Origin of the sequence: Ohtaekwangia sp. (genome assembly GCF_036786105.1) — a bacterium.
Taxonomy (GTDB): Bacteria; Bacteroidota; Bacteroidia; order Cytophagales; family Cyclobacteriaceae; genus Ohtaekwangia.
This window is the reverse complement of the sequence record NZ_DAIQRQ010000003.1, coordinates 171,668-196,676: the sequence shown is the minus strand read 5'-3', so window position 1 is coordinate 196,676 and position 25,009 is coordinate 171,668. Positions and strand designations below refer to the sequence as shown.

Annotated in this window: 13 protein-coding genes; 11 read left to right on the top strand and 2 right to left on the bottom strand. The window is 46.3% G+C overall.

The features are described from left to right. The 9 genes from V7Q33_RS02800 to V7Q33_RS02760 all read left to right on the top strand — a co-directional run bounded on the left by V7Q33_RS02800 (nt 1) and on the right by V7Q33_RS02760 (nt 21,495). On the top strand, nt 1-1,125 hold the full coding sequence (locus V7Q33_RS02800; RefSeq protein WP_331977507.1) for a sugar transferase: 1,125 nt from the start codon (nt 1-3) through the stop codon (nt 1,123-1,125). A gap of 44 nt (nt 1,126-1,169) precedes the next feature. Next, nucleotides 1,170-2,345, top strand: a complete 1,176-nt coding sequence (locus V7Q33_RS02795; RefSeq protein WP_333818830.1) for a glycosyltransferase — start codon at nt 1,170-1,172, stop codon at nt 2,343-2,345. 3 nt (nt 2,346-2,348) lie between these two features. Continuing rightward, complete coding sequence (locus tag V7Q33_RS02790) at nt 2,349-3,236, top strand: glycosyltransferase family 2 protein (protein WP_333818829.1); 888 nt, start codon at nt 2,349-2,351, stop codon at nt 3,234-3,236. 4 nt (nt 3,237-3,240) lie between these two features. Next, on the top strand, nt 3,241-3,873 hold the full coding sequence (locus V7Q33_RS02785; RefSeq protein WP_331977501.1) for an acyltransferase: 633 nt from the start codon (nt 3,241-3,243) through the stop codon (nt 3,871-3,873). A 96-nt stretch (nt 3,874-3,969) separates the two neighbouring features. After that, on the top strand, nt 3,970-10,101 hold the full coding sequence (locus V7Q33_RS02780) for a PKD domain-containing protein (RefSeq protein ID WP_333818828.1): 6,132 nt from the start codon (nt 3,970-3,972) through the stop codon (nt 10,099-10,101). A gap of 10 nt (nt 10,102-10,111) precedes the next feature. Then, entirely contained in the window at nt 10,112-11,551 is a 1,440-nt protein-coding gene (locus tag V7Q33_RS02775) for a PorP/SprF family type IX secretion system membrane protein (RefSeq protein WP_333818827.1), read from the top strand. Nucleotides 11,552-12,237: 686 nt separating this feature from the next. Then, the gene (locus tag V7Q33_RS02770; protein WP_333818826.1) at nt 12,238-14,910 is read left to right on the top strand and encodes a PA14 domain-containing protein; all 2,673 of its coding nucleotides are present in this window, start codon (nt 12,238-12,240) and stop codon (nt 14,908-14,910) included. Between the two features lie 198 nt (nt 14,911-15,108). Next, entirely contained in the window at nt 15,109-20,526 is a 5,418-nt protein-coding gene (locus tag V7Q33_RS02765) for a fibronectin type III domain-containing protein (RefSeq protein ID WP_333818825.1), read from the top strand. A gap of 33 nt (nt 20,527-20,559) precedes the next feature. Continuing rightward, nucleotides 20,560-21,495, top strand: a complete 936-nt coding sequence (locus tag V7Q33_RS02760) for an alpha/beta fold hydrolase (protein WP_331980988.1) — start codon at nt 20,560-20,562, stop codon at nt 21,493-21,495. Here the strand turns inward: V7Q33_RS02760 and V7Q33_RS02755 are convergent. Beyond that, nucleotides 21,462-22,469, bottom strand: coding sequence for a hypothetical protein (locus tag V7Q33_RS02755; RefSeq protein WP_331980990.1), 1,008 nt, complete (start codon nt 22,467-22,469; stop codon nt 21,462-21,464). The two genes, V7Q33_RS02760 and V7Q33_RS02755, sit on opposite strands and share 34 nt — an antisense overlap. A gap of 74 nt (nt 22,470-22,543) precedes the next feature. On the opposite strand from V7Q33_RS02755, the gene V7Q33_RS02750 reads away from it, so the two are divergent. Together V7Q33_RS02750 and V7Q33_RS02745 are read left to right on the top strand one after the other, a co-directional pair. Next, a complete protein-coding gene (locus tag V7Q33_RS02750) occupies nt 22,544-23,980 on the top strand; it encodes a GMC family oxidoreductase (RefSeq protein WP_333818824.1) in 1,437 nt (478 codons plus the stop codon). 2 nt (nt 23,981-23,982) lie between these two features. Continuing rightward, complete coding sequence (locus V7Q33_RS02745; RefSeq protein ID WP_331980994.1) at nt 23,983-24,414, top strand: hypothetical protein; 432 nt, start codon at nt 23,983-23,985, stop codon at nt 24,412-24,414. Here V7Q33_RS02745 and V7Q33_RS02740 read toward each other — a convergent pair. Then, nucleotides 24,404-25,006 carry an HAD family hydrolase gene (locus V7Q33_RS02740; RefSeq protein WP_333818823.1) on the bottom strand — a complete coding sequence of 201 codons (603 nt, stop codon included), beginning with the start codon at nt 25,004-25,006 and terminating at the stop codon, nt 24,404-24,406. The genes V7Q33_RS02745 and V7Q33_RS02740 overlap by 11 nt on opposite strands. Between the last annotated feature and the right edge of the window lie 3 nt (nt 25,007-25,009).

The following is a 25,009-nucleotide window of genomic DNA, read 5'->3' as shown; positions in this document are numbered from 1 at the left end:
ATGGATGTTGCAGTGAATCTAAATGTAAGTGAATCCGAATCCCCGCTTTCTGTAGTGTATGAATCAAAAACACACGCTCCTTCATTTACAACTAAAAACATTGTCAGGATCGGCTTTTCCGATTCAGCAATTGAGCACGACTATGCCCAGGAAAAAATACATTTTATCAATTCCACGCTGAACAAGACGCTGGCCGACATAAAAAATGAAACGGCTGATCTGGATGCAATCCTCATCAACCCTGCCAGTGTGACTGCAGAGATGAACGCACTGAAAGATATAGCTTCTCAAAAAGCTATTCCCTATATATTCTATACACCCAAGTTCGATCAGGCAGCCAAAGACCTGGCACTTCGCACTGGTGTAGATGAATATCATTACGGTGCTATTACCCCTGCGTTCTTCAAACGCGTAGAGTTTATCAGGAAGCTGAAACTATACAAGATACAACGCGGCAACAAGCCCTATACTATGGTGCGGGCACACGAAGAAGTACCCACAATCAAACTGTGGACACTGAAACGTGCGTTCGACATTCTGATCTCGCTGGGCGCATTGATATGCCTCTCTCCCCTGCTGGTGGCAATCGCTGTATTGATCAAACTGGAATCCAAAGGATCTGTATTCTATATATCCAAGCGCGCAGGAGCAGGCTATAAAATATTTGACTTCTACAAGTTCAGATCCATGCGTATGGATGCTGATAAAGAGCTTCAGAAGCTGCAACACCTCAATCAATATGCAGAGAGCTCTGCAGACAATGTGTTCTTTAAACTGAAGAACGATCCGCGCGTAACGCGTATAGGTCAGTTTATCCGTAATACAAGCCTGGATGAGATCCCTCAGTTGTTCAATGTTCTGAAAGGTGATATGTCATTGGTAGGTAACAGGCCGCTGCCGTTGTATGAAGCCGAGAAGCTTACCAAGGATCAGATTGCATGGCGCTTTCTCGCCCCTGCCGGTATCACAGGCTTGTGGCAAGTTACCAAGCGCGGTAAACAAGAGATGTCACCGGAAGAACGCATCGCACTGGATATGGAGTATGCTATGAAAAACTCCTTCTGGCTGGATTTAAAAATCCTGTTGAGCACTGTGCCCGCTTTGTTACAAAAAGAACAAGTTTGATTATTCAGTAAATCTTTACTTCATCTTTCAACAGCCCCGTATACATGTTCTTTGTTGAACTGATTCTATTATTGTATTTTATATATGTAGTGGCCTATACTGCTTTCTTCGCTATCGCGGGATTGTTTTATAGGCCACTCGCCTATGCGCAGCCTCAGCGCAATCTTCGCTTTTGTGTATTGATTCCATCTTACAAGGAAGATGCCGTAATCCTGGATGTAGCAAGACAAGCCTTGAATCAAACCTATCCGGCAGAGTATTACGAAGTTGTCGTGATTGCCGATTCGCTACAGCCGGCTACACTGGAGCTGCTGCGAAAATTGCCGATACGCGTAGTGGAAGTACATTTCGAAAGCAGTACAAAAGTGAAATCACTTAACATGGCGTTGTCGCAATTAGACACTGCACGGTATGACTATGCTGTGATTCTGGATGCTGATAATGTAATGGAGAAGAACTTCCTGCAGCTTCAAAACGGATTGCTGGCAACACATTCCCTGAAGGCGGTGCAGGGCCAGCGCAAACCGAAGAATCAAAACAACAACCTCGCATTTCTGGATGGTGTAAGCGAAGCTATCAACAACCATGTATACCGCCAGGGACATACTGCAGCGGGGCTGTCGTCATCGATCAGCGGTTCAGGTGTTGTATTTGATTTTGCTTTACTGAAAGACAAGCTTGGCAAGATGACTTCCATTGGCGGATTTGATCGCGAGCTGGAGCTACAATTACTCCTCGAAGACATCAAAGTATATTATTACAAGGACGCTGTGGTATACGATGAAAAAATATCACAGGCCGGTGCCTTTCAGAATCAGCGGAAGCGCTGGATTTCCAGCCAGTATTTTTATTTGAAAAAGTATTTCAGACCAGGTGTGGCGGCGTTATTCAAAGGTAATTTCACATTCTTTAACAGCGCAGTACTTCGAAACATCCAATTGCCTCGTCTTATTAACCTGGGGTTACTTACTGTGCTCACACCTGTAGCGGTGTTACTGCGCCATTACCTTGCACTGGGTGCAACGCTCTGGGTAATTCTGTTTGTTGTTAACACTACCGCGATATTGCTTTCTATACCCGGAGAGTTTTACTCGAAGAAAATGCTTAAGGCACTGCTGGACCTTCCCGGCATTTTCGTGCGCATGTTCATGCTGCTCTTCAAGCTGAAGAATGCCAACAAAAAATTTATCCATACGCCACACGGGGCAACTTCAGAATAATTTATGAAGGCGACTGATTACCCTCTCGTTTCGATTGTAACTATTAATTTCAACCAGACTTCTGTAACACGCGACCTTCTTCTCTCGCTTCAGAACATATCGTATCCTTCAATCGAGATCATCGTGGTGGATAATGGCTCGCGCGATACTTCCGTTCAATCACTCAAGCAGGAATTTCCGGAGATCAACCTGATTGTAACCGGAAAAAATCTCGGCTTTGCAGGCGGTAACAATGTGGGGCTCAAAGAAGCCAAAGGCGAATACCTGCTGTTAATCAACAATGATGTTGAAGTAACACCCGGCTTTCTCGAACCACTGGTCGCTATATTTCAGCAGGAACCAAATGTCGGCATTGCCTCGCCACGAATCGTATATTTCGATCGCGATGAGCTTATTCAATATGCCGGTGCTGTTAGTATAAATCCATATACCGGCAGGGGCAAAAAACTCGGCTACCTGGAGACTGACACTAACCAATATAACTGGGTGCGCGAAACCGAGCTGGGGCATGGCGCCTGCCTGCTAACATCACGCAAGGTAATGGAAGAAGTGGGCCTGCTACCGGAGGTATATTTCCTGTATTACGAGGAGCACGACTGGACCGAGCAGGTAAAGCGGGCAGGCTACCGGGTATATTATGTGGGCACATCAAAAGTATATCACAAAGAATCTATATCGGTGGGCAAAAACAACCCGATCAAAACGTATTACCTGGTGCGCAACCGGCTGCTATATCTGAAACGAAACACGAAAGGCCTGACCCAGCTATCGTCTATGCTTTTCTTTTTTGGGCTGGCCATGCCAAAAGATATACTGAAATTGCTGTTACGTATGGACTTTCCCAATCTAAAGAGTTACATTCAGGGGATTTCCTGGCATTTGAACCATTGAGCGTATGATGGACGAGATCAAAAAGAAATTTCAAGAAATCAGGAAGGAGAACCCGCGTTCCTCCGGCTTCAGTGTATTAACGCTGATGATTGGAAGAATGCTATCTATATTCTGGCGTCTGCTGGCAGCGAAAATATACCTTCGCCATTGTGTAAAAGTAGGTAAATATGTTACCGTGCATGGCAAGCCCCTGATTAATGCCAATGGCATTATCGTTATTGAAGATCGTGTAGCGATCTGGTCAGTTTTTGAACGCACCAAACTCCTGGTAAAGGCTACCGGTACATTGCGCATTGGCTATGGAACCCGCGTGAATGGAACACACATCGCTGTAGCCGGAAATATTACCATTGGTAAGTTCGTGAGAATAGCCCCCTATACTTTAATACTCGATAGTGACTTTCATGATCTGTCAGACCATACCGCCGAAGGAAAGCGCGGCGATATTGTAATTGAAGATCATGTGTGGATCGCCTCGCGCGCCACTATTTTGAAAGGTGTTACAATTGGAGAAGGCTCTGTCATAGCTGCCGGTGCCGTTGTTACAAAGGATGTTCCCGCTTACAGCGTTGTGGCTGGTGTGCCCGCCAAAGTAATCAAAAGAATTAAACCGCAACTTGTAGAACAGGTTGCCTGATAATTTTCATTTCTTGATTAAAGTGGCGTTATTGTTTTAATTAACTGGTATATTATCAATTAGTTAGTTTACTTTTCTCTCAAAACCCTCCTGCTTATGAGAATAGTTATTTTACTACGGTATCTATTCCCCCTGTTTACCCCCCTCCTTCTGTTTATAAATTATCATGCCGCGGCACAATGTGGCTGTACATTTACCATACCTGCCGGTACGGGAAGTGTAACCTTTAACGGGACAGCACAAGGTGTAAAGCCCGGTGATGTAATTTGCATACAGGGCGGAGCCAGAGAGCGTATCATCTTTCAAAACATTGTAGGTTCAGCCACCAATTATGTTACTATCAAGAACTGTAACGGGCAGGCCCTCATCGGCGGGCCTAATGCCGGTAATGGTATATTAATAAACAGTTCCCGCTATTTTCATATTACCGGTACCGGAGATCCCAGTGTTGAATACGGTATAAAGATCGTTGAGACAAAAGCAGGAACACAGGGTATAGTATGCACGGCACTAAGTTCCGACATTGAGATCGATCACGTTGAAGTTACCAAGACCGGATTTGCCGGTATTATGGCAAAGACTGACCCAAGCTCCAACTGTGCGGATAAAACTTCGGAGCGTCCTAATTTTACCATGTATAATATACATCTTCACAATAATTATCTCCACGATATAGGCGGTGAAGGTTTTTATATTGGTAACAGTTTCTATAATGGCACAACCGTTTACTGCGGAAGCTTGCAGTACCCGCACGAAGTGCGCGGAGTAAATATACACAACAACCTGGTTGTCAACTCAGGTTGGGAATCCATACAGGTAGGATCTGCGGTAGCCGATGTCCAGATTCACGACAACAAGATTTACAACTACGGAGCCGCCAACAACCCTTCGCAGAACGGGTGTATACAAATGGGAGTTGGTACTACCGGCAAACTATATAACAACTTCGTTAAAGGTGGTTACGGCCCCTGCCTCGTTATACAAGGTATAGGAAACAATTACGTCTTCAACAACATTGTTATAAACCCGGGAGCGGAAGCCATCAACATCAATACCCGGCCAACGCCATTGGCTACCGATATAGTGCCAAACGGTTATCTCGGAGGAGTATATATAGTCAACAATACCATTGTAGGGGCTGCTACAGCCGCTATCAAAGAGAATGTAAACACGGCACCCGGCTGTGTGCTTTTCAACAACCTGATTGTGGCCTGTACATCAAACTGGAATCAGTTGAAAACCTATACCGACTGGACACAGGGTAACAATGTAGTGATACCGGTACTTGACAACGCCAAGTTCGTGAATCCTACTGTAGATGATTATCATCTTCAATCCAATTCTCCCGCTATCAATGCCGGGCGAGCCGCGAGCCTCTATGGTGTAACGTTTGACTTTGACAAACTGCTCCGACCGACAGGAGCTGCGTGGGATGCCGGAGCATTCGAATTATCGGGAAACCAAAAGCCGGTAGTAACAGTAGGCGCCAACCAAACGCTGGTACTACCGGTAAACACAACAACCCTCCTAGGCGCCGCCAGTGATGCTGATGGAACCATCGCATCCCTGCTATGGACCAAAACCAGTGGTCCTGCTGTTACCATGAGCAACATTACTACCGCTTCCCTGTTGCTCACCAACCTGGTACAAGGGGTATATGTATTCAGACTCACCGCTACGGATAATTCCGGAGAGACAGGCTATGCCGAAGTAACGGTTACCGTACAGGCTGCCGTGGTGAATCAACCTCCTGTAGCCAATGCCGGTACGGATAAAACCATTACGCTGCCTATCAGCACCACCACTATCAATGGTTCCGCAAGCGATGCTGATGGAACAGTAACAACCTATTTGTGGACACAGGTAAGCGGCCCTGTAACCGCTACGCTCACCAACGCCAACACGGCTACACTTACTGCGAGTGGTATGACCACAGCAGGCACCTATGTATTTAAGCTTACGGCCACGGATGACGATGGCGCTACCGGCTCCGATAATGTTTCAGTTATTGTGCAGCCTGCTGCTGTCAATAAACCTCCGGTAGCTAATGCAGGTACAGATAAAACACTTACACTGCCTACCAACAGTGTAAACCTGGCAGGTTCTGCCAGCGATCCGGATGGAAGTATAGCGACCTATGCCTGGACAAAAGTGAGCGGAGCTACCGCTGTCATGAGTGGTGCATCAACTGCTACGTTATCGTTGAGTAATCTGGTTGTTGGCTCCTATATATTCCGGCTGACTGTAACTGATAATCAGGGCGCGAGTGCTTTTGATGAAGTTACCGTAATCGTAAATGCCGCCAACCAGGTTCCCATTGTAGATGCCGGTCCGGATAAAACTATAAAATTACCAACCAATACCGTGACCTTAACAGGCTCGGCATCCGATCCGGATGGAACCATTACAAGCTATGCCTGGACGAAAGTAAGTGGCCCTGCCTCCGGTACACTTTCCAATCAAACAACAGCGGTATTGACGGTAACGAACATGGTGCAGGGCACATATGTATTTCGTCTTACGGCCACTGACAACAATGGCGCGAGTGCCAGCAACGATGTAACCGTAACCGTAGAAGCTGCCAACATCCCTCCGGTAGCGAACGCAGGTACAGATAAAACACTCACGCTGCCCACCAACAGCACAACCCTTACGGGCTCTGGTACAGATACCGATGGAACAATCACAGCATACCTCTGGGAAAAACTCAGTGGCCCCGCTGCTACGATGGGCGGCAGCAACACCGCCACGTTAAGTCTTACGAACCTTGTGCAGGGAACCTATTCATTCCGGTTAACAGTAACCGATAACAATGGAGCCAAAGCAACCGATCTGGTATCCGTTGTTGTGCTTCCTGCCACTGTCAATCAGCCACCTACGGTAAATGCAGGCTCCGACCTGGTAATCACATTGCCAACCAACTCCGTTATACTCACCGGAACAGCATCGGATACCGATGGAAGTATATCTTCTTATTTGTGGGAAATGATCAGCAGTCCAACAGCTACGCTGAGTGGCACAGGCACCGCCACGCTTACCGTTACCAACATGGTAGAAGGAGTATATACTTTCCGGCTCACCGTTACCGATAATAAATCGGCTACTGCGAGTGATGAGGTAAAAGTAACCGTAACATCGGTTAACCAGAATCCGGTGGTAAACGCAGGCACCGACAAGACACTTGTTCTTCCTGCAAACTTTACTTCGCTTACAGCAACAGCTTCCGACCCGGAAGACGGCACCGTAAGTTCCTATACGTGGTCGCAGCAATCAGGACCTTCCGTTGCATCCATCACCGGAGGAAGTACGGCCACTGCCAATGTATCGGGATTGATTCAGGGTACTTATGTATTCAGAGTTACCGTTACAGATGCAGATGGTGGTTCGGCATTCGATGATGTAAACGTAATTGTACAAGCCGCCACCAACGCGAGCCCGGTTGCCAATGCCGGCAGCGATGTAACAATATACCTTCCTACCACCACCGTGTTGCTGACAGGTTCCGGCTCTGATTCAGACGGAACCGTCACCAGCTACCTGTGGGAAAAAGTAAGTGGTGGCACCGCCAACCTAGGCAACCAAAATACCAACGCGGTAACCATTACAAATCTGAATATCGGTACCTATATATTCAGACTTACTGTTACGGATGATGATGGCGCTACCGGCATTGATGAAGTGACCGTAATCGTCAACCCTGCTTCCAGCAATCAGTCTCCGATTGCAGATGCTGGGCCGAACATAACCTTGTCGCTGCCCGTGAACAGTACCAATCTGATTGGTTCGGGTACTGATCCGGACGGAACGATCGCTTCATACGCGTGGATCAAAGTGAGCGGACCGTCTGCCTTCCTGATCAATGCTTCAACACCTGTGCTGTCATTGACTGACCTCGTAGAGGGTGTATATATATTCAGGCTTACCGTAACCGATGATGATGGCGCTACTGCCACCGACAATTGCCAGGTAGTAGTATTGCCGGCTACAGTGAACCAGACTCCTACGGTAACAGCCGGAAACAACCTGACCATAACACTGCCCACCAACTCGGTAACGCTTACAGCCTTTGCCAGCGACCCCGATGGAAGTATTGCCAGCTATACCTGGGCAAAACAGGTAGGACCAGCCGCCACGCTGAGCAGTGAGAACGTAGCCACCCTGCTCATTACCGATATGGTGGAAGGCACCTATACATTCCGGATTACAGTGGAAGATAACGCCGGGGCTACTGCTTTTGACGAGGTTAACATCACCGTATTACCCGCCGGATCGAACCAACCACCCTTGGTAAATGCCGGCACGGACAAAACCTTGTTCCTGCCCAACAATGCCATTAACATTACCGGCACAGCCAGCGACAATGACGGAAGCATCGTGTCGTACGAGTGGACCAAAATACAAGGCCCCACTGTAACGATGGCCAATACGAATTCGAATACCGTGATTCTTACCAATATGGTGGCCGGCCAGTATACCTTCCGCCTTACTGCAACGGATGACGATGGCGCGTCATCTTTTGATGAAGTGGATATCGTGGTCTTCCCGGGAACGGTGAACCAGCCGCCCATCGCCAATGCCGGGGCGAACCAGTCCATCGTATTACCCAATACAACTGTTACGCTTAGCGGATCAGGTTTTGACCCTGACGGATCGATCGTATCCTATACCTGGACGCAGGTTTTAGGCGCCAGCTCGGTGCTTGAAAATATTAACTCACCTACACTTATTGTGAATAACCTTGCTGAAGGGGTATATCGTTACCAGCTGACGGTAGAAGATGATGACGGTGCCACGGGCTCCGACTTCGTGGATATTACCGTAGTAGCAGAAGGAAGCAACCTTCCTCCTATCGCCAATGCCGGCTTCGACCAGGTAATTTACCTGCCGCAAAGCACCACCAGCCTGCAGGGCAGTGGCACCGACATTGACGGAACCATACAAAAATACCTGTGGGAAAAAGCATCAGGTGGGGCCGTAACCATGACAGGACAAGCCACTTCAAAACTGTCGCTGTCGGCACTTACTACTGGGTCGTACCAATTCACACTCACAGTAACCGACAATGGAGGTCTTACCAATGCTGATGAAGTGAACGTATCGGTATTGCCGGGATCAATTAACAAAAACCCGGTAGTCGATGCCGGAAAAGATATATTCTTACGGGCTCCTGTTACTTCTGTAGTAATTACGGCTACTTCTTCCGATCCGGATGGAACGATCAACTCCTACAACTGGACACAGGTAAGCGGGCCGGCTATCTCTCCTCCTGCCGGTACAGCAACCCCGATCATTACAATATCCAATCCGCCGCAAGGCACCTATGTATTCCGCATTGATGTAGCCGATAACGGAGGCGCTACAGCCTCGGATGAAGTTACTGTGGTGATTGCTCCTGCAGGAACGAATGAGCCTCCGGTAGTAACCACCGGAACATCGCTGATCCTTTTCCAGCCAACGAATTCAACGGTGATCAACGGATCAGCTTTCGACCTCGATGGAGCTATTGCATCACTTGAGTGGACACAGCAAAGCGGTCCGTCAACAGCAACGTTATCGGGAGCAAACAGCACGACCCTGAATGCCGGCGGACTGGTGTTGGGATCGTATACTTTCAGGCTCACCGCAATCGACAATGAAAATGCTTCTGCATTCGCGGAGATTGTGGTTGAAGTACATGCTGAGAATTTACCGCCTACTGCTTTTGCCGGCAACGACACTACACTTGTGCTCCCCGATAACTTTATAGCGCTGGAAGGTATCGGTACCGATCCGGATGGTGTGATTACCTTGTTTACCTGGGAGCAGATTGCGGGTACTCCGGCTGCTATCAACCTCGACAACAATCCCATTCTCGCGGTAACAGATCTGGTAGAAGGCGTATATACTTTCCGCTTAACGGTAACCGACAATGGAGGGGCAACGGCCAGCGATGAGGTAACGATTACCGTACAGGAAGATCCGGTAAATCCGATCGGTGCAGCCAAGCTCTTCTCTCCTAACGGCGATCTGACCAACGACATCTGGGTGGTGAAGAATATATCCATGATCAACAGCTGTCCGATCAAAATATTCAATCGCCTCGGCAAGAAAGTATTCGAGGCGGATGTATATGAGAACAACTGGGACGCCACGCTAAACGGGAAACCCTTGGAAGAGGGTGACTACTATTATGTTATTCAATGTGAGAATCATAAAAAATACTCTGGTGCGATTCGATTAATACGCTGACCCTGCTTCCATGAAAAGACCTCTACCAACTTGTTCCCTGCTATTCATTCTAACGCTGCTCGTCTGCCAGGTGGCGTATGGACAAAACCCGCCGGTATTCAGCCAGTTCTTTGCCAATCCGTATCAGTTCAATCCGTCCTATGTAGCCAACAATGGTTATGCAGAAGCTAACCTGTTCTACAGAAGACAATGGCTCGGTGTTGACAACACGCCTACGGTGGGTGCTGTTAATATTCAGGCCCCGGTGGGCAGAAATGTTTCGCTTGGCCTTACGGCTTATAATGACAAATCGATTTTGCTATCATCAACTTCTGTACTCGCTACATTTGGCTATCGCATTCGTTTTGCGCAGGCACATAATCTGAATTTCGGTTTATCGGGAGGTGTGGGCTTCAACTCGTTCGATTACTCGTCTCTGGAAAATACCAATGATCCTGCACTTGCCAATGTATCACAGAACAACACATTCGTGAACGGGCAATTCGGTTTTAACTACCAGTTCAAAAATTTCAATATAGGTTTTGCCTTACCACGGCTGTTTGATTCAAAGCCCAACAGTGCCCAATCATTCAACGAGGTGAAGACGAGTAAATTTGACAATCGCTTTGGGTCAGCTTCCTATACTTTTAACCTCGGTGCAGTAAAGGTATCTCCTTATGTTATATACCGCTCCATCGATCAGACTCAGCACCAATGGGAAGGTCTGCTGCAGGTAACTATCAAAGATGTGATCTGGATTGGCGGCTCGTACCGCGATGGCTACGGTGCTACCGGATTTATAGGATTGAACCTGAAAGGTCTGCTGCGTATAGGCTATGCGTATGAGCGACCTACCGGCGATATAAAGAGTGTAGCAGGCGGCACCCACGAAATATACATGGGCGCCCGCCTGAGCAGAAACAATCGCGAAGAAAGTATATTTGCCGAAAAGGAAGTGCAGGACTCGGTGAAAGCAGCCACCGCCGTTGCAAAGAAGACGACACCAACTTCGAAAGATACCACTACCACAGCGGAGGCCCCGCCAGCGAAACAGGATAAAGCCAAACGCAAAAACCAGGAAGCTATAAACCAACCCGTGACGCAGCAACCCATTACAGAGGTTCAACAAGAGGCCAATAAAACCGGGGAAGCAACCAAGACAACAGCAACACCACAGGAACAGGCACCTGCCCAGAAAGCTCCGGCTGATGAACAGATCGCAGAGGAACATGCTTTAGGACACTACCTGATACTCGGTGTATACCAGCAAGCTGAAAACGCCAAAAAGCAACTCAGCAAGCTGCGCGAAAAAGGGCTGAACCCGGCTATACTATATCAATCCGAGAAGAATTATTACTACGTATATATTTACTACTCAACCAACCGCCAGGAAGTGATCGACAAATGGAAGATTATCAGACGGCAGAATCAATATTTCGGTGCATGGATATATACTGCAGTGGAGAAATAAAATAGCTGCAGGCTTCTGGCTGCCAGCCGCTGGACGTGTGGGGCTTCAACATTCGTTGATTAGTTGTTCCTTGTTCGATGTTTTTAAAAGCTGTGAGCTTCCAGGTATCTACACACGCTTTCTATCTTCTGTCTTCCCCGACTTTTACATTTAACGTGTAAACAGGTAACGATTAACAGTTTCCGTTTAACGCATTTTTCCAGTATAGGCCTTTCTTCAGGCATGATTTTTTAAGCCAAAATTTCACTCTAAAAAATCCCATTAATTTTATACCTATTTTGGGGGATACAATATTGAATCATTATAATTTTTAATATTTTTTATTTAAAAAGGCACACATGTACTGTAGTTGAAAAAAAATTAAAAAAAAGCGTTTACTATGTTTCAAGTAATGTTTTTTCACCTACATTTATAAACGAAAACGCGAATAGCGTCTTCTACTGTCTATAAAAGGTAACAAAATATTACATCCTATGGTTGGGCTTTTATCTGGATCCACAAGTGTGGAGTCCTTGACACGTCTGCCTATTCAGGAGTACCGGAACTTCATTTTTCCGGAGCATCAATCTTTCCTTTTATCGAATTCTCTGTTTCTCCGAGGCAAGTCCTCCTGTTCACGAAATTTTCGTTAAACCAAAACTCATATCTATTTGAAACATTTCTAAAAACAAAAATCCTCTAACACTATGTCAATGTCTAAATGGCTTCTCAGTGGTCTGCTCAGTGTATGTTGCATCGCCACGCTTTTCGCACAAACCGTTCAATACGATAGCGGTTACAGCCTCCGGAACTATCAACTCTCGCACTATTACAAAATGGTAAGCTGGGACGATAGTCAGTATAAAGAATTTAACTATCGCGCACTGAATTCTTCTCAAGCCATCACCGAGTTTATGAACTGGAGAGCCATTTTCCCTCCCGGCTACCAGAAGAATGGCTCACAAAAATATCCTATGATCATTATGCTGCACGGTGCCGGTGAATCGGGCAGATCATGGCAGGGTGTATTCTCGTATGCGCCAAGCGATGTGCGTTATGATAACAATGACCATAACCTGCTTCACGGCGGCCAGGAGCACCGCGATGCTGTAAACAGAAATGCATCAGACCCGCGCGCTTTTCCGGGTATTGTAATTTTCCCGCAGGTAAATCATAGTGGTGCCTGGGAGAACGGCTGGAACAATGGAGCTCTTACACAGAATGAGAACATGGCCGTTAAGATAATTGAATACATGTTGGCCAACTATAACGCAGACATCAACCGTATCTATGTGCACGGCCTTTCAAATGGAGCAAAAGGAACCTGGGACTTTGCTTCCAAGAGACCTGATCTGTTTGCAGCTATGGCACCAATGTCAGGTGTAGGAAGTAACCCTGATATCATGACCACTACACTCGTAACCACTCCCCTCTGGTTATTCCAGGGAGGTTTGGATACCAACCCCAATCCTACTTCAGCACAGTCTATTATTAATACGCTGATCTCCAAAGGAGGAAGTCCACGTTATACCTTGTATCCAAACACCGGTCACGGAACCTGGTATGCAGCGTATGCAGAACCTGATTTCTTCTCCTGGCTGCTGGCGCAGGATAAGCGAAAAATATATGTATTTGGAGGCTCCCCTGCTTTCTGTATCGGTGAGTCTGTAAAACTTGGATTCTCTGCAGGTTTCACACAATACCAGTGGACTTTGAACGGCGTGGATATAGCCGGAGCAACAGATCGTTTTTATAACGCATCCGTTGTAGGTACCTATACCGTTAAGTTCAAGCGTGCCGATAACGTATGGTACGAATCATTCCCTACCAACATTACCTCAAAACCTGCTTCTACGTTCTCTCCTACGCTTACCAATACAGGATCGAAAATACTGCCGATAGACATCAGCTCTAACAACGTAGTTGACCTGGTGGCTCCAACCGGTTACACAGAGTATACCTGGCTGAAAGACGGCGCAGTGGTAGCTACTACTACCAGCAGCACACGCAACATTTCTACCGGTACCGGCAGTGCAACAACGGCTGGCTCGTATACTGTGCGCGTAAAAGAAAGCACAGGTTGTTCAAGCTTGCCTTCTAATACTATTAGCGTAGTATATACTTCGCCTCATACCAACCCTACACCTCCGGTGCAGGCTAATCCGGTTGTTCTCTCGGCTACACAAACAAGCTTGTCATGGTCTGATTCACCTGCAGAAGATTACTACGAGGTCTGGAGAAACAGACGTGCTGCCAACGGATACTCTTCAGAGCCTTATAAAGTTGTAGGCATTGTTGGACAAAATGTATTGTCGTTTGTAGACGCAGGTCTTCGCCCGAATGCCCAATACTTCTATCGCATTCGTGCCATCGGCGGAAATGATGGACGTTTCTCCAATGAAAAACTGATCACAACACAGGATGATGCTATACCACCAAGCGCACCAACCAATCTGGCGATCAGCAACCAGACTGGCTTCCAGGCATTGTTAACCTGGACGGCATCAACCGACAACGACCAGGTAGCAAGCTATCAGATCCTGTTGAACGCTACACAGGTAGGTACATCTACAACTACTTCGTTTACATTAACAGGCCTTACACCGGGCGCTACCTATACAGCCGAAGTAAAAGCGGTGGATGCACGTAACAATGTGTCTGCATCCGGAAGTGTAAACTTTACTACACCGGAGGGAGGTCTCTCTTATAAATACTGGGAATCGGAAACTTCATTGTCCAGCTTGCAGGCATTCGACTTTACTCAAACACCGGATGTTACGGGCATTGTAAACAACTTCGACATCAGTGTAAGACGTCAGGACGATCTCTTTGTATTCTCTTTTGAAGGATATATTCAGATCGATGCTACCGGCACTTATACTTTCTATACTGCATCCGATGACGGAAGCCGTTTGTATATCAACAACACGATGGTTGTTGATAATGACGGCCTGCATGGAACGGTAGAACGCAGTGGTACCTATAACTTTGCCTCTACCGGTCGTTTCCCGATCAAAGTAACATTCTTTGAAAACGGAGGTGGCCAGGCACTTACCGTACAATACGATCCGCCAGGAGCCGCACCGAAACAAACCATTCCAGACAATAAGCTCTTCCTGGCAAGCGGTGGCTCTGGTGCACGTGTAGCAGCAGGAGAAGTATCTGTATTCCCGAACCCGGTTCGAAACAATCTTACGATAGACCTTACACAGTACAAGGCTCACACCATTACCATCTACGACCAGGTAGGTAATACCGTGCGGAGGATCAACGTTGATGGCATGCAGGATATCAAGAACATTGAAATTTCTGATCTGAAAGAAGGCACCTATATATTGGGTGTTGACTCTAAAAGAATACGAATTGTAAAGAAAAATTAGTTTAGAAAGACCCTCTTATCCAACGAAAACGCTGCCCTAATCAGGCAGCGTTTTTTATTTCATACGTTTGCACAGGCTATAAATCGGTCCCTTCTTTTTCTATGGATAGCTATTAAAATTTAAAAAGTTACTTTTTTATTACGTGGGTTATATATCATTACATTTGTATGTCTATTGGTATAATGGCTTTAAACTTATATGTTCCTAACCAAACCGCTCTCGGCAGCTGCGATAGCTTTGTTTATCGTGGCCTTAACCCCCCACGTTTTTGCTCAAACGATCCACTACGACAGTGGATATACCATGCGCAACAATGCTCTCGGGCATTATTACAAAATGGTATCCTTTGCGAATGAAAATAAGATTCGCGAGTACACGTATTGGAAAGGCAATGGTACTAACGTTACCGAATTCCTGAATTTCCGGGTAATCTTCCCAACCAACTTTAACAAGAAGGATACACTCACCAAGTATCCGCTGATCCTGATGCTGCACGGCGCCGGTGAATCGGGACGTTCCTGGGAGGATCATTATGCCTACGGACCTTCTGATCTACAATACGATAACAACAGTACCAACACAGCACACGCTGGTCCCTCTCACCTTGCCGCTGTGTCCAAGTCGCCCACCGCTGCGGGTGCTTTTCCGGGTATCGTAATTTTCCCGCAGGTAAGCTATAGTGGTGCGTGGCAAAACGGCTGGGACAGCGGGATTGAAAGCGACAACATGCGCATGACCATTGGCATTGTTGAATACTTTATTTCACACTACAATGTCGATCAGGACCGCATTACGGTGCATGGCCTCTCGAACGGTGCCAAGGGTACATGGGATGCCGCAGCCAAGCGCCCCGATCTCTTCGCAGCCATGCTGCCGATGTCGGGAGTAGGAAGTAACGCCGATATTATGAGTGATATCCTCGTAACTATGCCGCTCTGGTTGTTTCAGGGAGGTTTGGATACCAACCCAAAGCCTCAGGCTTCACGCGATCTTATCGATCTCATTAAAAGTAAAGGAGGTTCGCCAATCTATACTGTATATCCTACTTTAGGTCACGGCACGTGGACTACCGCGTATGCCGAACCTAACTTTTTCCCCTGGATACTCGCACAGAACAAGAAGAATATATTTGTATTTGGAGGCGTAACAGAACTTTGCCCGAACGGCTCTATTAAACTTGGTTTCTCCGATGGTTTCCTCGCCTATCAATGGACCTACAATGGTATCGATATAGCAGGCGCCACTACCCGATTCTATACATTGAATCAGACGGGAACGTACACAGTGAAGTTCCAGCGTAAAAATGGAAAATGGGCGGAGTCAAAACCGCTGGTCATCACACCGAAGTCGAGTTCAACCTACTCGCCTGCGCTTACCAACACAAAGGGTACACGCATCTTACCGATCGACTTCAACGGTGCGAAGACCGATACGATGAAACTGGTAGCACCGGAAGGGTTCCCTCAATATTACTGGTACAAAAACGGCACACCTTTCGATACTACTACTACCAACACAAAAGTTGCATACTTCCTGAACAGCTCCGGCACAGCAGGAACCACCAACGAGGCGGGTACCTATGCTGTGAAAGTAAGAGAGAACTCAGGTTGTGAAAGTCTTCTTTCATCTCCTGTAGTTGTATACTATACCAGTCCACACATAGGGCCCACAGCTCCTACAGTTGCCACAAACGCACTTACCGCTATATCAGAAACGTCTGCCAAAATTGTATGGACGGATAACTCTGCCAATGAAGAGTATTTCGAAATCTGGAGAAACCGTAATAATATCAATGGCTATACCAGTGAACCTTATAAACTGGTTGCTATTGTACCGGCAAACTCCACAAGCTATACTGACACGGGACTTCGTCCGATGGCCAAGTACTTTTACCGCGTTCGTGTTGTGGGCGGTGGCGATGGTAAATTTGGGGCCGAGCGAAGCATCACACTTCCGAACGACCTGATCAAACCAAGCGCTCCGGAAAACCTGGTGGTAACAAATATTACCGATACACAGATCTCCATTTCATGGGATGCCTCTACTGACAACGACCAGGTGGCTAAATATGAAGTATATGAAAGCTCAAACCTTGTAAACGGAGCCGTTACGGCAACTTCTTATACATTAAGCAACCTCGCACCAAACACAACTTACTTCATCAACGTAAGAGCTGTTGATGCCCGCGGTAATTATTCTGATTTTGCAGGTGAAGCGCTACAGGTAACAACGCTCACACCACAAAACGGCCTGGCATACTCTTACTATGAGCCTCTCACTGTGCCGGCTACATTTACGTTGAACAGCTACTTCAGTACAACACGGACACCTGTAAAAACAGGCATCGTTAGTAACTTTGATATAACACCCAGAAACCGGAACATCAAATTTGTATTTGCATTCGATGGCTACATCCAGATTGATGTTACTGGTAACTATATATTTTACACCAAGTCAGACGATGGAAGCCGCCTCTACATTGATGGTGTACTGCAGGTAGACAATGATGGTACAAAAACTACCGCTACTGAAAAATCGAAAACGGTAAATATTACAACAACAGGAAAACATGCTATACGCGTGGTCTACTTCTATGCCAACAGTGTAGCCGCGCCAACACTTACCGTGCAATACGATCCGCCAGGTTCGGGAACAGGTTTGGGTAAACAGACTATACCGAATGCCAAACTCTTCCGTACGGGTGCTACCCCTGTAAACTATTACTCAAAAGCTACCGGTAACCTGCAAGACCTTACTACCTGGGGAACCAACACCAACGGTACAGGTGCTGCGCCTCCTAACTTTACCAATGGCTTTGAGTATTTCAATATTCGTAACAGAACCGGTAATGTTGATCTTAATGCTGCATGGACCGTTTCGGGCACAGGTTCCAAAGTTGTGGTTGAATCGGGTATAACCCTTAACGTTAACGCGGCCCTTACCGGAAGAATGGAAGCCAACGACAACACGGTTATCAATTTGAACAACGCTACAATACCAACGTTTGGCATTCTGTCGGCAACCTCTACTGTAAACTTCAACGTAGCGGGTACGGTGCCCAATGGTTCATACGGTAATCTTAACCTGAACACCGGCGCAACAACCAAAACATTGCCATTAAGTTCTATTACCGTGAAAGGTAATCTTAACGTGGCTGATCAGGTAGCCGTGCGAGGTGGTGAACCTAATAAATCAATCATTGCTGTAAATGGCGATCTCACCTTCCAGGGAGCCGAAAGCCCTACATCAACGCAGCTATACTCGGTGATCTTTAAAGGTACCAGGAGCCACACGCTTACCATACCAGCCAACCAGGATCTGAGTCTGTATCAATTAACGGTTGATTTCGGCGATGCGCTTACCATCAACAATGGCACCAGCAACCCGGTAACAATCAATACCGGTACATCAACGGGTGGCGGTTTGATATTGGAAACCGGAGCCTTACTACAGCTGGGCAAAAACAATTTGTCACTCGTGGGAGATGTTTCTGTAAACCCGAACGGAGAAGCCGGTGTAATAGCAATGAATGGTGGAAACCTGACATTGAACACTACATCGCCGCTATCATCAAATCTTATCTTTAGCGATACTTATAACACGCTTACAAACCTGTCGCTGAATACCAGCAGCACCGGCAAGTTCAATTTACTAAGCGCTATCAAGACCACAAACCTCGTAACGATTGGTAAAGGTGAGCTGAATACATATACCGGTAATCTTACGCTGGTGTCAAACGCCAGCGGTACTGCACGTATCGGTCCGCTGTTGTCAGGTGCGAAAATTACAGGCGATATAGTTTTCCAACGCTATATGGATGGCGAAGGCAGAATATACCGCTACATCGCCTCTCCGATCAGAGGCATGAAAGTAGCCGATATTCAGAAATATATACCGGTTACCGGACAGTTCACCGGCAGAAGTACAGGTACAGGCATCAACAGTACCACTGCTTCCATGTTCAACTACAACGAGCCGGCAGGCGGATGGCTGAACTTCCCGGCTAATGGCAGCACAAACCAGGATACACTCAAAATAGGAAAAGGATATTCGCTGTTTGTTCGTGAAGGCACCAACCCTACTACGTGGGAAATGACCGGTAGCCCGTATCAGGGTACATTTGTATTCGGCCTTACCGGCGGTACATCAGGTCAGGACAACGGATGGAATCTATTGGGTAATCCATACCCTGCTCCTATACAATGGACCGGTAGCAACACCGGAGGTAAATGGTCTACCTTCCAGAATGTGAGCAGCATTGTATCGGTGCGTGAGAACTTCGGTACAGAGTATAGATGGCGCGTGTGGAACGGTACCACCGGAAACCTGGCAAACGGTGTAATTGCTCCGGGCCAATCGTTCTGGGTGCAGGCTACATCTTCAACACCTGCCCTGACAATTACCGAAAATGCCAAATATACTACCGATGGATCTTTCTATCGGGAGGCAGGTGAACCACAATCCATCGAGATTACCATGACCAACGGAAAACTGGACGATCAGGCCTATATACAAATTCTGTCATCGGCATCCAATGCCTATGTCAAAGGTGAAGATGCTGTGAAGCAAGCCAATACGTATTTCAACCTTTCGTCTAAATCTACCGATGGTGTATCATTGTCAATCAACGTAATTTCCGATCAGTTCTGTCAGGCCGGCATACCGGTTAATGTTAGCAACGCCGCCATTGGAAATTATACCTTGCAATTCAAAGGCATCGACAACACGGTAACCACAGTATATCTGCAGGATGCATTCCTGGGCACTACAGTAGCAGTAACAGAGGGATTCACGTATAGCTTTGCTGTAACCAGTGATGCTGCTTCCAAGGGTTCCCGCTTTACGCTTGCACTGGGCAAACCTGCCATCGAATCAGCGAAGATACTCAGCACGAAAACAGTTTGTGATACCGACCCTACTGTGATTGTTGTCGATCCGCAAACCGATGTAATATACCAGGCTTTTGCAAACGGAGTAGCTGTATCCGACCAGGCTGTATCTTCCGGAAGCGATCTTCCATTAATTCTTCACAGAGCTCAACTGCACAGCGGCACGACTCTGGTAGAAGTAAAAGCAAGTTATGGTTATGGTGGATGTTCCGCTGTATCGCTCGACTCAACTATAAATGTTACGATTGATTCTATCGCAAAGCCTTCTATTTCCGTAATGGGCACGAAGTTTTATACCGTAGCAAATGATACATATCAGTACCAGTGGTTTGTAGATGGTGAGACGATTGATGGCGAAACGCAACCCTATATATATCCCTCTATCGGAGGAAAATATACCGTGCAGGTAACCAGCGGAAGCTGTGCATTAACATCTAACGGAGTGATCTTCAAAGCAGCGACAACGGCAACAGCAAGATCGGCTGCCACTTCACCACAAACAGTGTCTGCATTTCCGAATCCATTTACCGATGTGGTTACGGTAAATCTATCCGGCAGCGACAGAACACAGACCATTTCAGTAATGAATGTTGTAGGCGAAACCGTGCTTGAGAAAACAGCAGCTCCGGCAGACGAAACGGTTATACTTGACCTCGGCACCTTACCACAGGGCACGTATGTTATAACAGTAGGCACTGCACGATTGAAAATTATCAAGAAGTCGTAACAACATAAACGTATAAAAGAAAGTTAGCTATTAATGAAGAAGACCCTCTTACTCATCATCGTTGCTGGGATAGTGCTCATCGCACTATCCTACTTCGTTGTGTCTCTCAACCAGGAAACAGAAACGTTAACAAACGAAGAACGATCAAAGGCGCCCGGCAATTTCATAACGCTTGATCATGGCATGGTGCATTATGCATTGCAGGGAAATGATACTGCAAACCTGATCGTCTTCATTCATGGTGGTGGCATTACCGGCATGGAAGTATGGCAAAACACCATACCCTTCTTTCAGGAAAAAGGATATCAAACACTCTCCTATGATTTGTACGGTCGCGGATATACCGACAGACCGACGGTTGACTATACCCGTGAGCTTATGGTAGACCAGCTCGCACAACTATTGGATACCCTCAACATCCATGAGCCGTTTACCATAGTGTCGATGTCTATGGGGGGAATGATTGCTTTGGATTATACTTCAAAATATCCGGATCGCGTAAAAGAAATTGTATTGCTCGATCCTGCTACCACGGGCGACTTCAAGCCAAATCCATTACTAAAAATGCCGGTGGTTTCTGATTTACTCATGACTTTCTACTGGTATCCTAAAGCAACTGAAAATCAACGGAAGGAATTTGTAGATCAGGCACTCTTTGAAAAATATAGCAGGCGGCTGGCCTATTTCATGAATTTTGAAGGGTATAAACGTGTAAATCACTCCACCTGGATGCATACCCTGAACCAGCGAAATATAGAATTACTGAAAGGGATGCATCAGAAAGTATTGTTGCTCTATGGAGAAAAAGACCCATACTTTCCTTCTGGAAATATAGCGTTGTATCAATCGCTGTATCCTTCCATTCAACATCATGCTATCGCCAATGCGGGCCACATGCCGCATTTCGAAAGACCAGCAGAAGTAAATCCGGTTATTTATACTTTCCTCAACGGTTCACCTGCCGAGTGATTCCTGTAGTAGTCTTCTATCAGCCAGAGCATGGCGGGTATAAAGATCAGTGCCTGCGGTACCAGGAATAATCGCGATTCCATCGCTGTACTTTTCGCAAGGTGTATCACAAACCAGAAGGGAACGATCAATAAACACCAGCTCTTCAACATGAGGGGAAGTCGTCTGAAGCCAAACAGTGTGATGAGTGGAATCAGTCCCAGTGTACCAAATAACTGCGGATACATACGGAAGAAAGTAAGGTTGAATTTAAGATAGGCCAGCGGGCTGCGCATACCATGAATACCTTCCGCCTCGCGAAAGCCAAAGTACAGACGGATGCTGACAAACACCGCGGCAAATACAGCGAGTGATGAAAGTGTGATGATCCACTTGTCTTTTGTAAGCATGGAGCGATCGAACAATAAGAATGGCGCAACTACCATCAAGGGTATAAATCCACTGGTTTCGCGGTTCACAGCAGCAAAGAAGGTGATCGGTAAAATCCAGTAATATTTTTTATGCAGGATAACACAGGCCGCCAGCAGGTAAAAAATAATATCGAAATACGTGTTGAATGAAAAATCAGACTGAAACACACTGTTGCTGATGGTATAGCACAACAACATTAACCCGGCGAAAATGAGTATCGGGTTCCTGATCTGCAAGGCTTTGTAATAATAGAAACTGATATAGAAGATCAGCATGTTCTGTATAAACTTGAAGAACAGGTAGGGCAACATTTCAAATTTGCCCGGCAGTATCTTATTGAAGAATTGAATAAATCCCTCCAAAATATAGGGCGACAGTATTCTGTATTGCCAGGGATTGTAAAATTCAGAAGTGCCCGCCATAATGTTCTTGTGCCGCTCAATTTGCACAGCATGTGTAATAGCCAGGCAACTGGTAGCATGTTCATACAACACGTAAAGACTCATGAGCAGGAACATAAAAAACCATATCCATTTATCGAATCGGGGGCTTACCAATGTCATAGCTAAAGTTGAATTGTTACCTTGCAATTTATTGAAAATCTTATGCTATTTTAACACTTTCCGAACATGTTACTATGCATTATGATCTGATTGTAGTCGGTACTGGTTTTGCCTCATCTTTCTTCCTGAAAAAATACCTGGAGAAAGCCGCTCCAACGGTTCGTGTACTGGTGCTCGAACGCGGTGAATACATTCCACATCAGCAACGGCTTCAGGATGCGAGAAGTAAACCACTGGGTGAAGTTAGTTACGTAAGTGGTGGTCAGGCTGGTGTTACCTATAAAAATAACACACCTGAAAAAGCGTGGATATTTGATCCCAGTTTTGGTGGCAGCTCCAATTGCTGGACCGGCTGCACGCCCCGCTTTATGCCCAACGACTTTGCCCTGAAAAGTAAATACAACGTTGGCATAGACTGGCCTATACAATACAACGACATTGAGCCGTACTACTGTGAAACGGAAGACATCATGGCTATATCAGGGCCGGAGCAAACACCCTACCCGATGTCTAAAAAATATCCACAGCCGGCGCATGAGCTTAGTACAGTAGATAAAGTTTTACAGCGCGCTTATGGGGAGCTATATATCAGTCAGCCGACTGCGCGAAGCAGTATATCCAACAAACGTAACAAGTGCTGTACCAGCGCTATCTGTCACTTGTGCCCCGTAGAAGCCAAGTTTACGATTGAGAACGGTTTCAAGAAAGATCTGTATAACGATTCGCGCCTCGAAATACAATATGGCGCACAGGTTATTCAGCTGGATATACAGCAGAACATTGTAAAAGGTGTACAATACCGGCAGCAAGGTAAAGACAAACAAGCCACAGCCGATCTGGTAGCACTCGGTGCCAATGCAATCTTTAATGCACACATTTTATTAAATTCCGGAGATACCAATGTACATACCGGGAAAAATCTATCCGAGCAAGTAGGCTACTATGGATATTTTGATCTGAAAGATTTTCAGAATGTAGGGGGCAGTTCCATCATTACCGCCAATGGTTTTATGTTATACGATGGAGCGTTTCGTTCCGAACGTGCCGCCTGCATCATTGAAAGTCACAACGATGTGTTTATCCGCTACGAACAGGGCAAGTGGCGGAATATAGCCAAGTTCAAATTTGTATTTGAAGATATACCGCAGGCTATAAATGTAGTAGAGCGTTCCACCGATCCGGTTGTTCCGCAGCTAACCTATAAAGCGCACAGCGATTACGTAGCGAAAGGCTATAACCATTTGAAGAGCAACATTGAAACATTATTCGGCTCACTCCCCATTGAAAATATATACCTGGACGACAAGTATCAACCTTCGGAGGCTCACATTCTGGGTACTGCACGCATGAGTAAAGATGCCACATCGGGTGTAGTAGATCACAACCTGGTGCATCATCAGTACAGAAACCTGCTGGTACTGGGAGGCAGCTCCTTCCCTACCATAACACCATCCAATCCTTCGCTCACCATTGCAGCGCTGTCGTTACGTGCTGCCGATCATTTGCAATAACCATGAAAAGAAGAACCTTTATCCGCCTATCCCTTCTTGCTATACCGGCAGCTATCGGTGCCTATTTTCTATTGAGTTTCGATAAAGTTCTCAGGAGAATATTGAAAGCTGATACCAGTGAGCTGAACCTGGAAGAAGGTGCCATCGATCGCTTTCTGCAGGATGCAAAGCGCGAACACTTCTGGAACAAATTCTCATTGTCCAAGAAGATGTTTATCTGCGTTCAACACTTCTTCTCTTCCCTGGGAATAAAACTTCAGTACCATACCAAGTATAGGCAATACCGCAGTGTGATCACAGGGCAGTTTCTCTTATCAACTGATTTCTTTCTGAATAAAATGGACACGACTCAGCGTATTACTTACATTGGCTTCTTCAATCCTTACAAAACAGGATGTTCGAACCCGTTTTCGAGTATACGCTTTACTTCCTGAAAGGCTTGTAGTGAGCATGCTGGCCCAATGCCAGCATGGGGCGATCTCCGCTGGTGTCGCCATAGGTATAGATCGGAGTAAATTCGTCAGTGTTCAGGTACGCGCGAATGCGTTCTACCTTTTCTTCTCCATGGCAGTTCATGCCCTGAAATCGGCCGGTAATTTTTCCATTCACCACTTCCATGCGGGTGGCAATGCACTCAACGGGAAGGCTATCCGCCCACGGCTTTACCCAGTTTTCCGGAGAGGCTGAAACAATAACAACTTTATAACCGCTGGCTAAATGTTGTCTGATCTCTTCCAATGCCTTCAATCTGATTAATTGTGGAATGCGTTGTTGAGCAAACTCCCCACACAGGCGATTGAAAGCCGACACATCTATACCTTTAAAGAAATAAGAAAGCACATACTGCTTCGCATTGGCATTGGAAATAAAGCCAGCCTTGAACAACGCAAGCATAGGCGATAATACTAGAAAACCCGTAAAGAACTGAAACGATCCTTTGGCAAAGTGTATAAATTCAAACAGCGTATCACGTGTAGTGATGGTACCATCAAAATCAAATAAGGCAAGCCCGCGTTTATTGCTCATACA

Excerpts from the sequence above, each read along its gene's own strand:
- V7Q33_RS02780 (WP_333818828.1), top strand. The coding sequence starts at position 3,970 with ATGAGAATAGTTATTTTACTACGGTATCTATTCCCCCTGTTTACCCCC.
- V7Q33_RS02745 (WP_331980994.1), top strand. The coding sequence starts at position 23,983 with ATGAAAAGAAGAACCTTTATCCGCCTATCCCTTCTTGCTATACCGGCA.
- V7Q33_RS02765 (WP_333818825.1), top strand. The coding sequence starts at position 15,109 with ATGTTCCTAACCAAACCGCTCTCGGCAGCTGCGATAGCTTTGTTTATC.
- V7Q33_RS02770 (WP_333818826.1), top strand. The coding sequence starts at position 12,238 with ATGTCAATGTCTAAATGGCTTCTCAGTGGTCTGCTCAGTGTATGTTGC.
- V7Q33_RS02790 (WP_333818829.1), top strand. The coding sequence starts at position 2,349 with ATGAAGGCGACTGATTACCCTCTCGTTTCGATTGTAACTATTAATTTC.
- V7Q33_RS02760 (WP_331980988.1), top strand. The coding sequence starts at position 20,560 with ATGAAGAAGACCCTCTTACTCATCATCGTTGCTGGGATAGTGCTCATC.
- V7Q33_RS02750 (WP_333818824.1), top strand. The coding sequence starts at position 22,544 with ATGCATTATGATCTGATTGTAGTCGGTACTGGTTTTGCCTCATCTTTC.
- V7Q33_RS02795 (WP_333818830.1), top strand. The coding sequence starts at position 1,170 with ATGTTCTTTGTTGAACTGATTCTATTATTGTATTTTATATATGTAGTG.
- V7Q33_RS02775 (WP_333818827.1), top strand. The coding sequence starts at position 10,112 with ATGAAAAGACCTCTACCAACTTGTTCCCTGCTATTCATTCTAACGCTG.
- V7Q33_RS02800 (WP_331977507.1), top strand. The coding sequence starts at position 1 with ATGGATGTTGCAGTGAATCTAAATGTAAGTGAATCCGAATCCCCGCTT.
- V7Q33_RS02755 (WP_331980990.1), bottom strand. The coding sequence starts at position 22,469 with ATGACATTGGTAAGCCCCCGATTCGATAAATGGATATGGTTTTTTATG.
- V7Q33_RS02740 (WP_333818823.1), bottom strand. The coding sequence starts at position 25,006 with ATGAGCAATAAACGCGGGCTTGCCTTATTTGATTTTGATGGTACCATC.
- V7Q33_RS02785 (WP_331977501.1), top strand. The coding sequence starts at position 3,241 with ATGATGGACGAGATCAAAAAGAAATTTCAAGAAATCAGGAAGGAGAAC.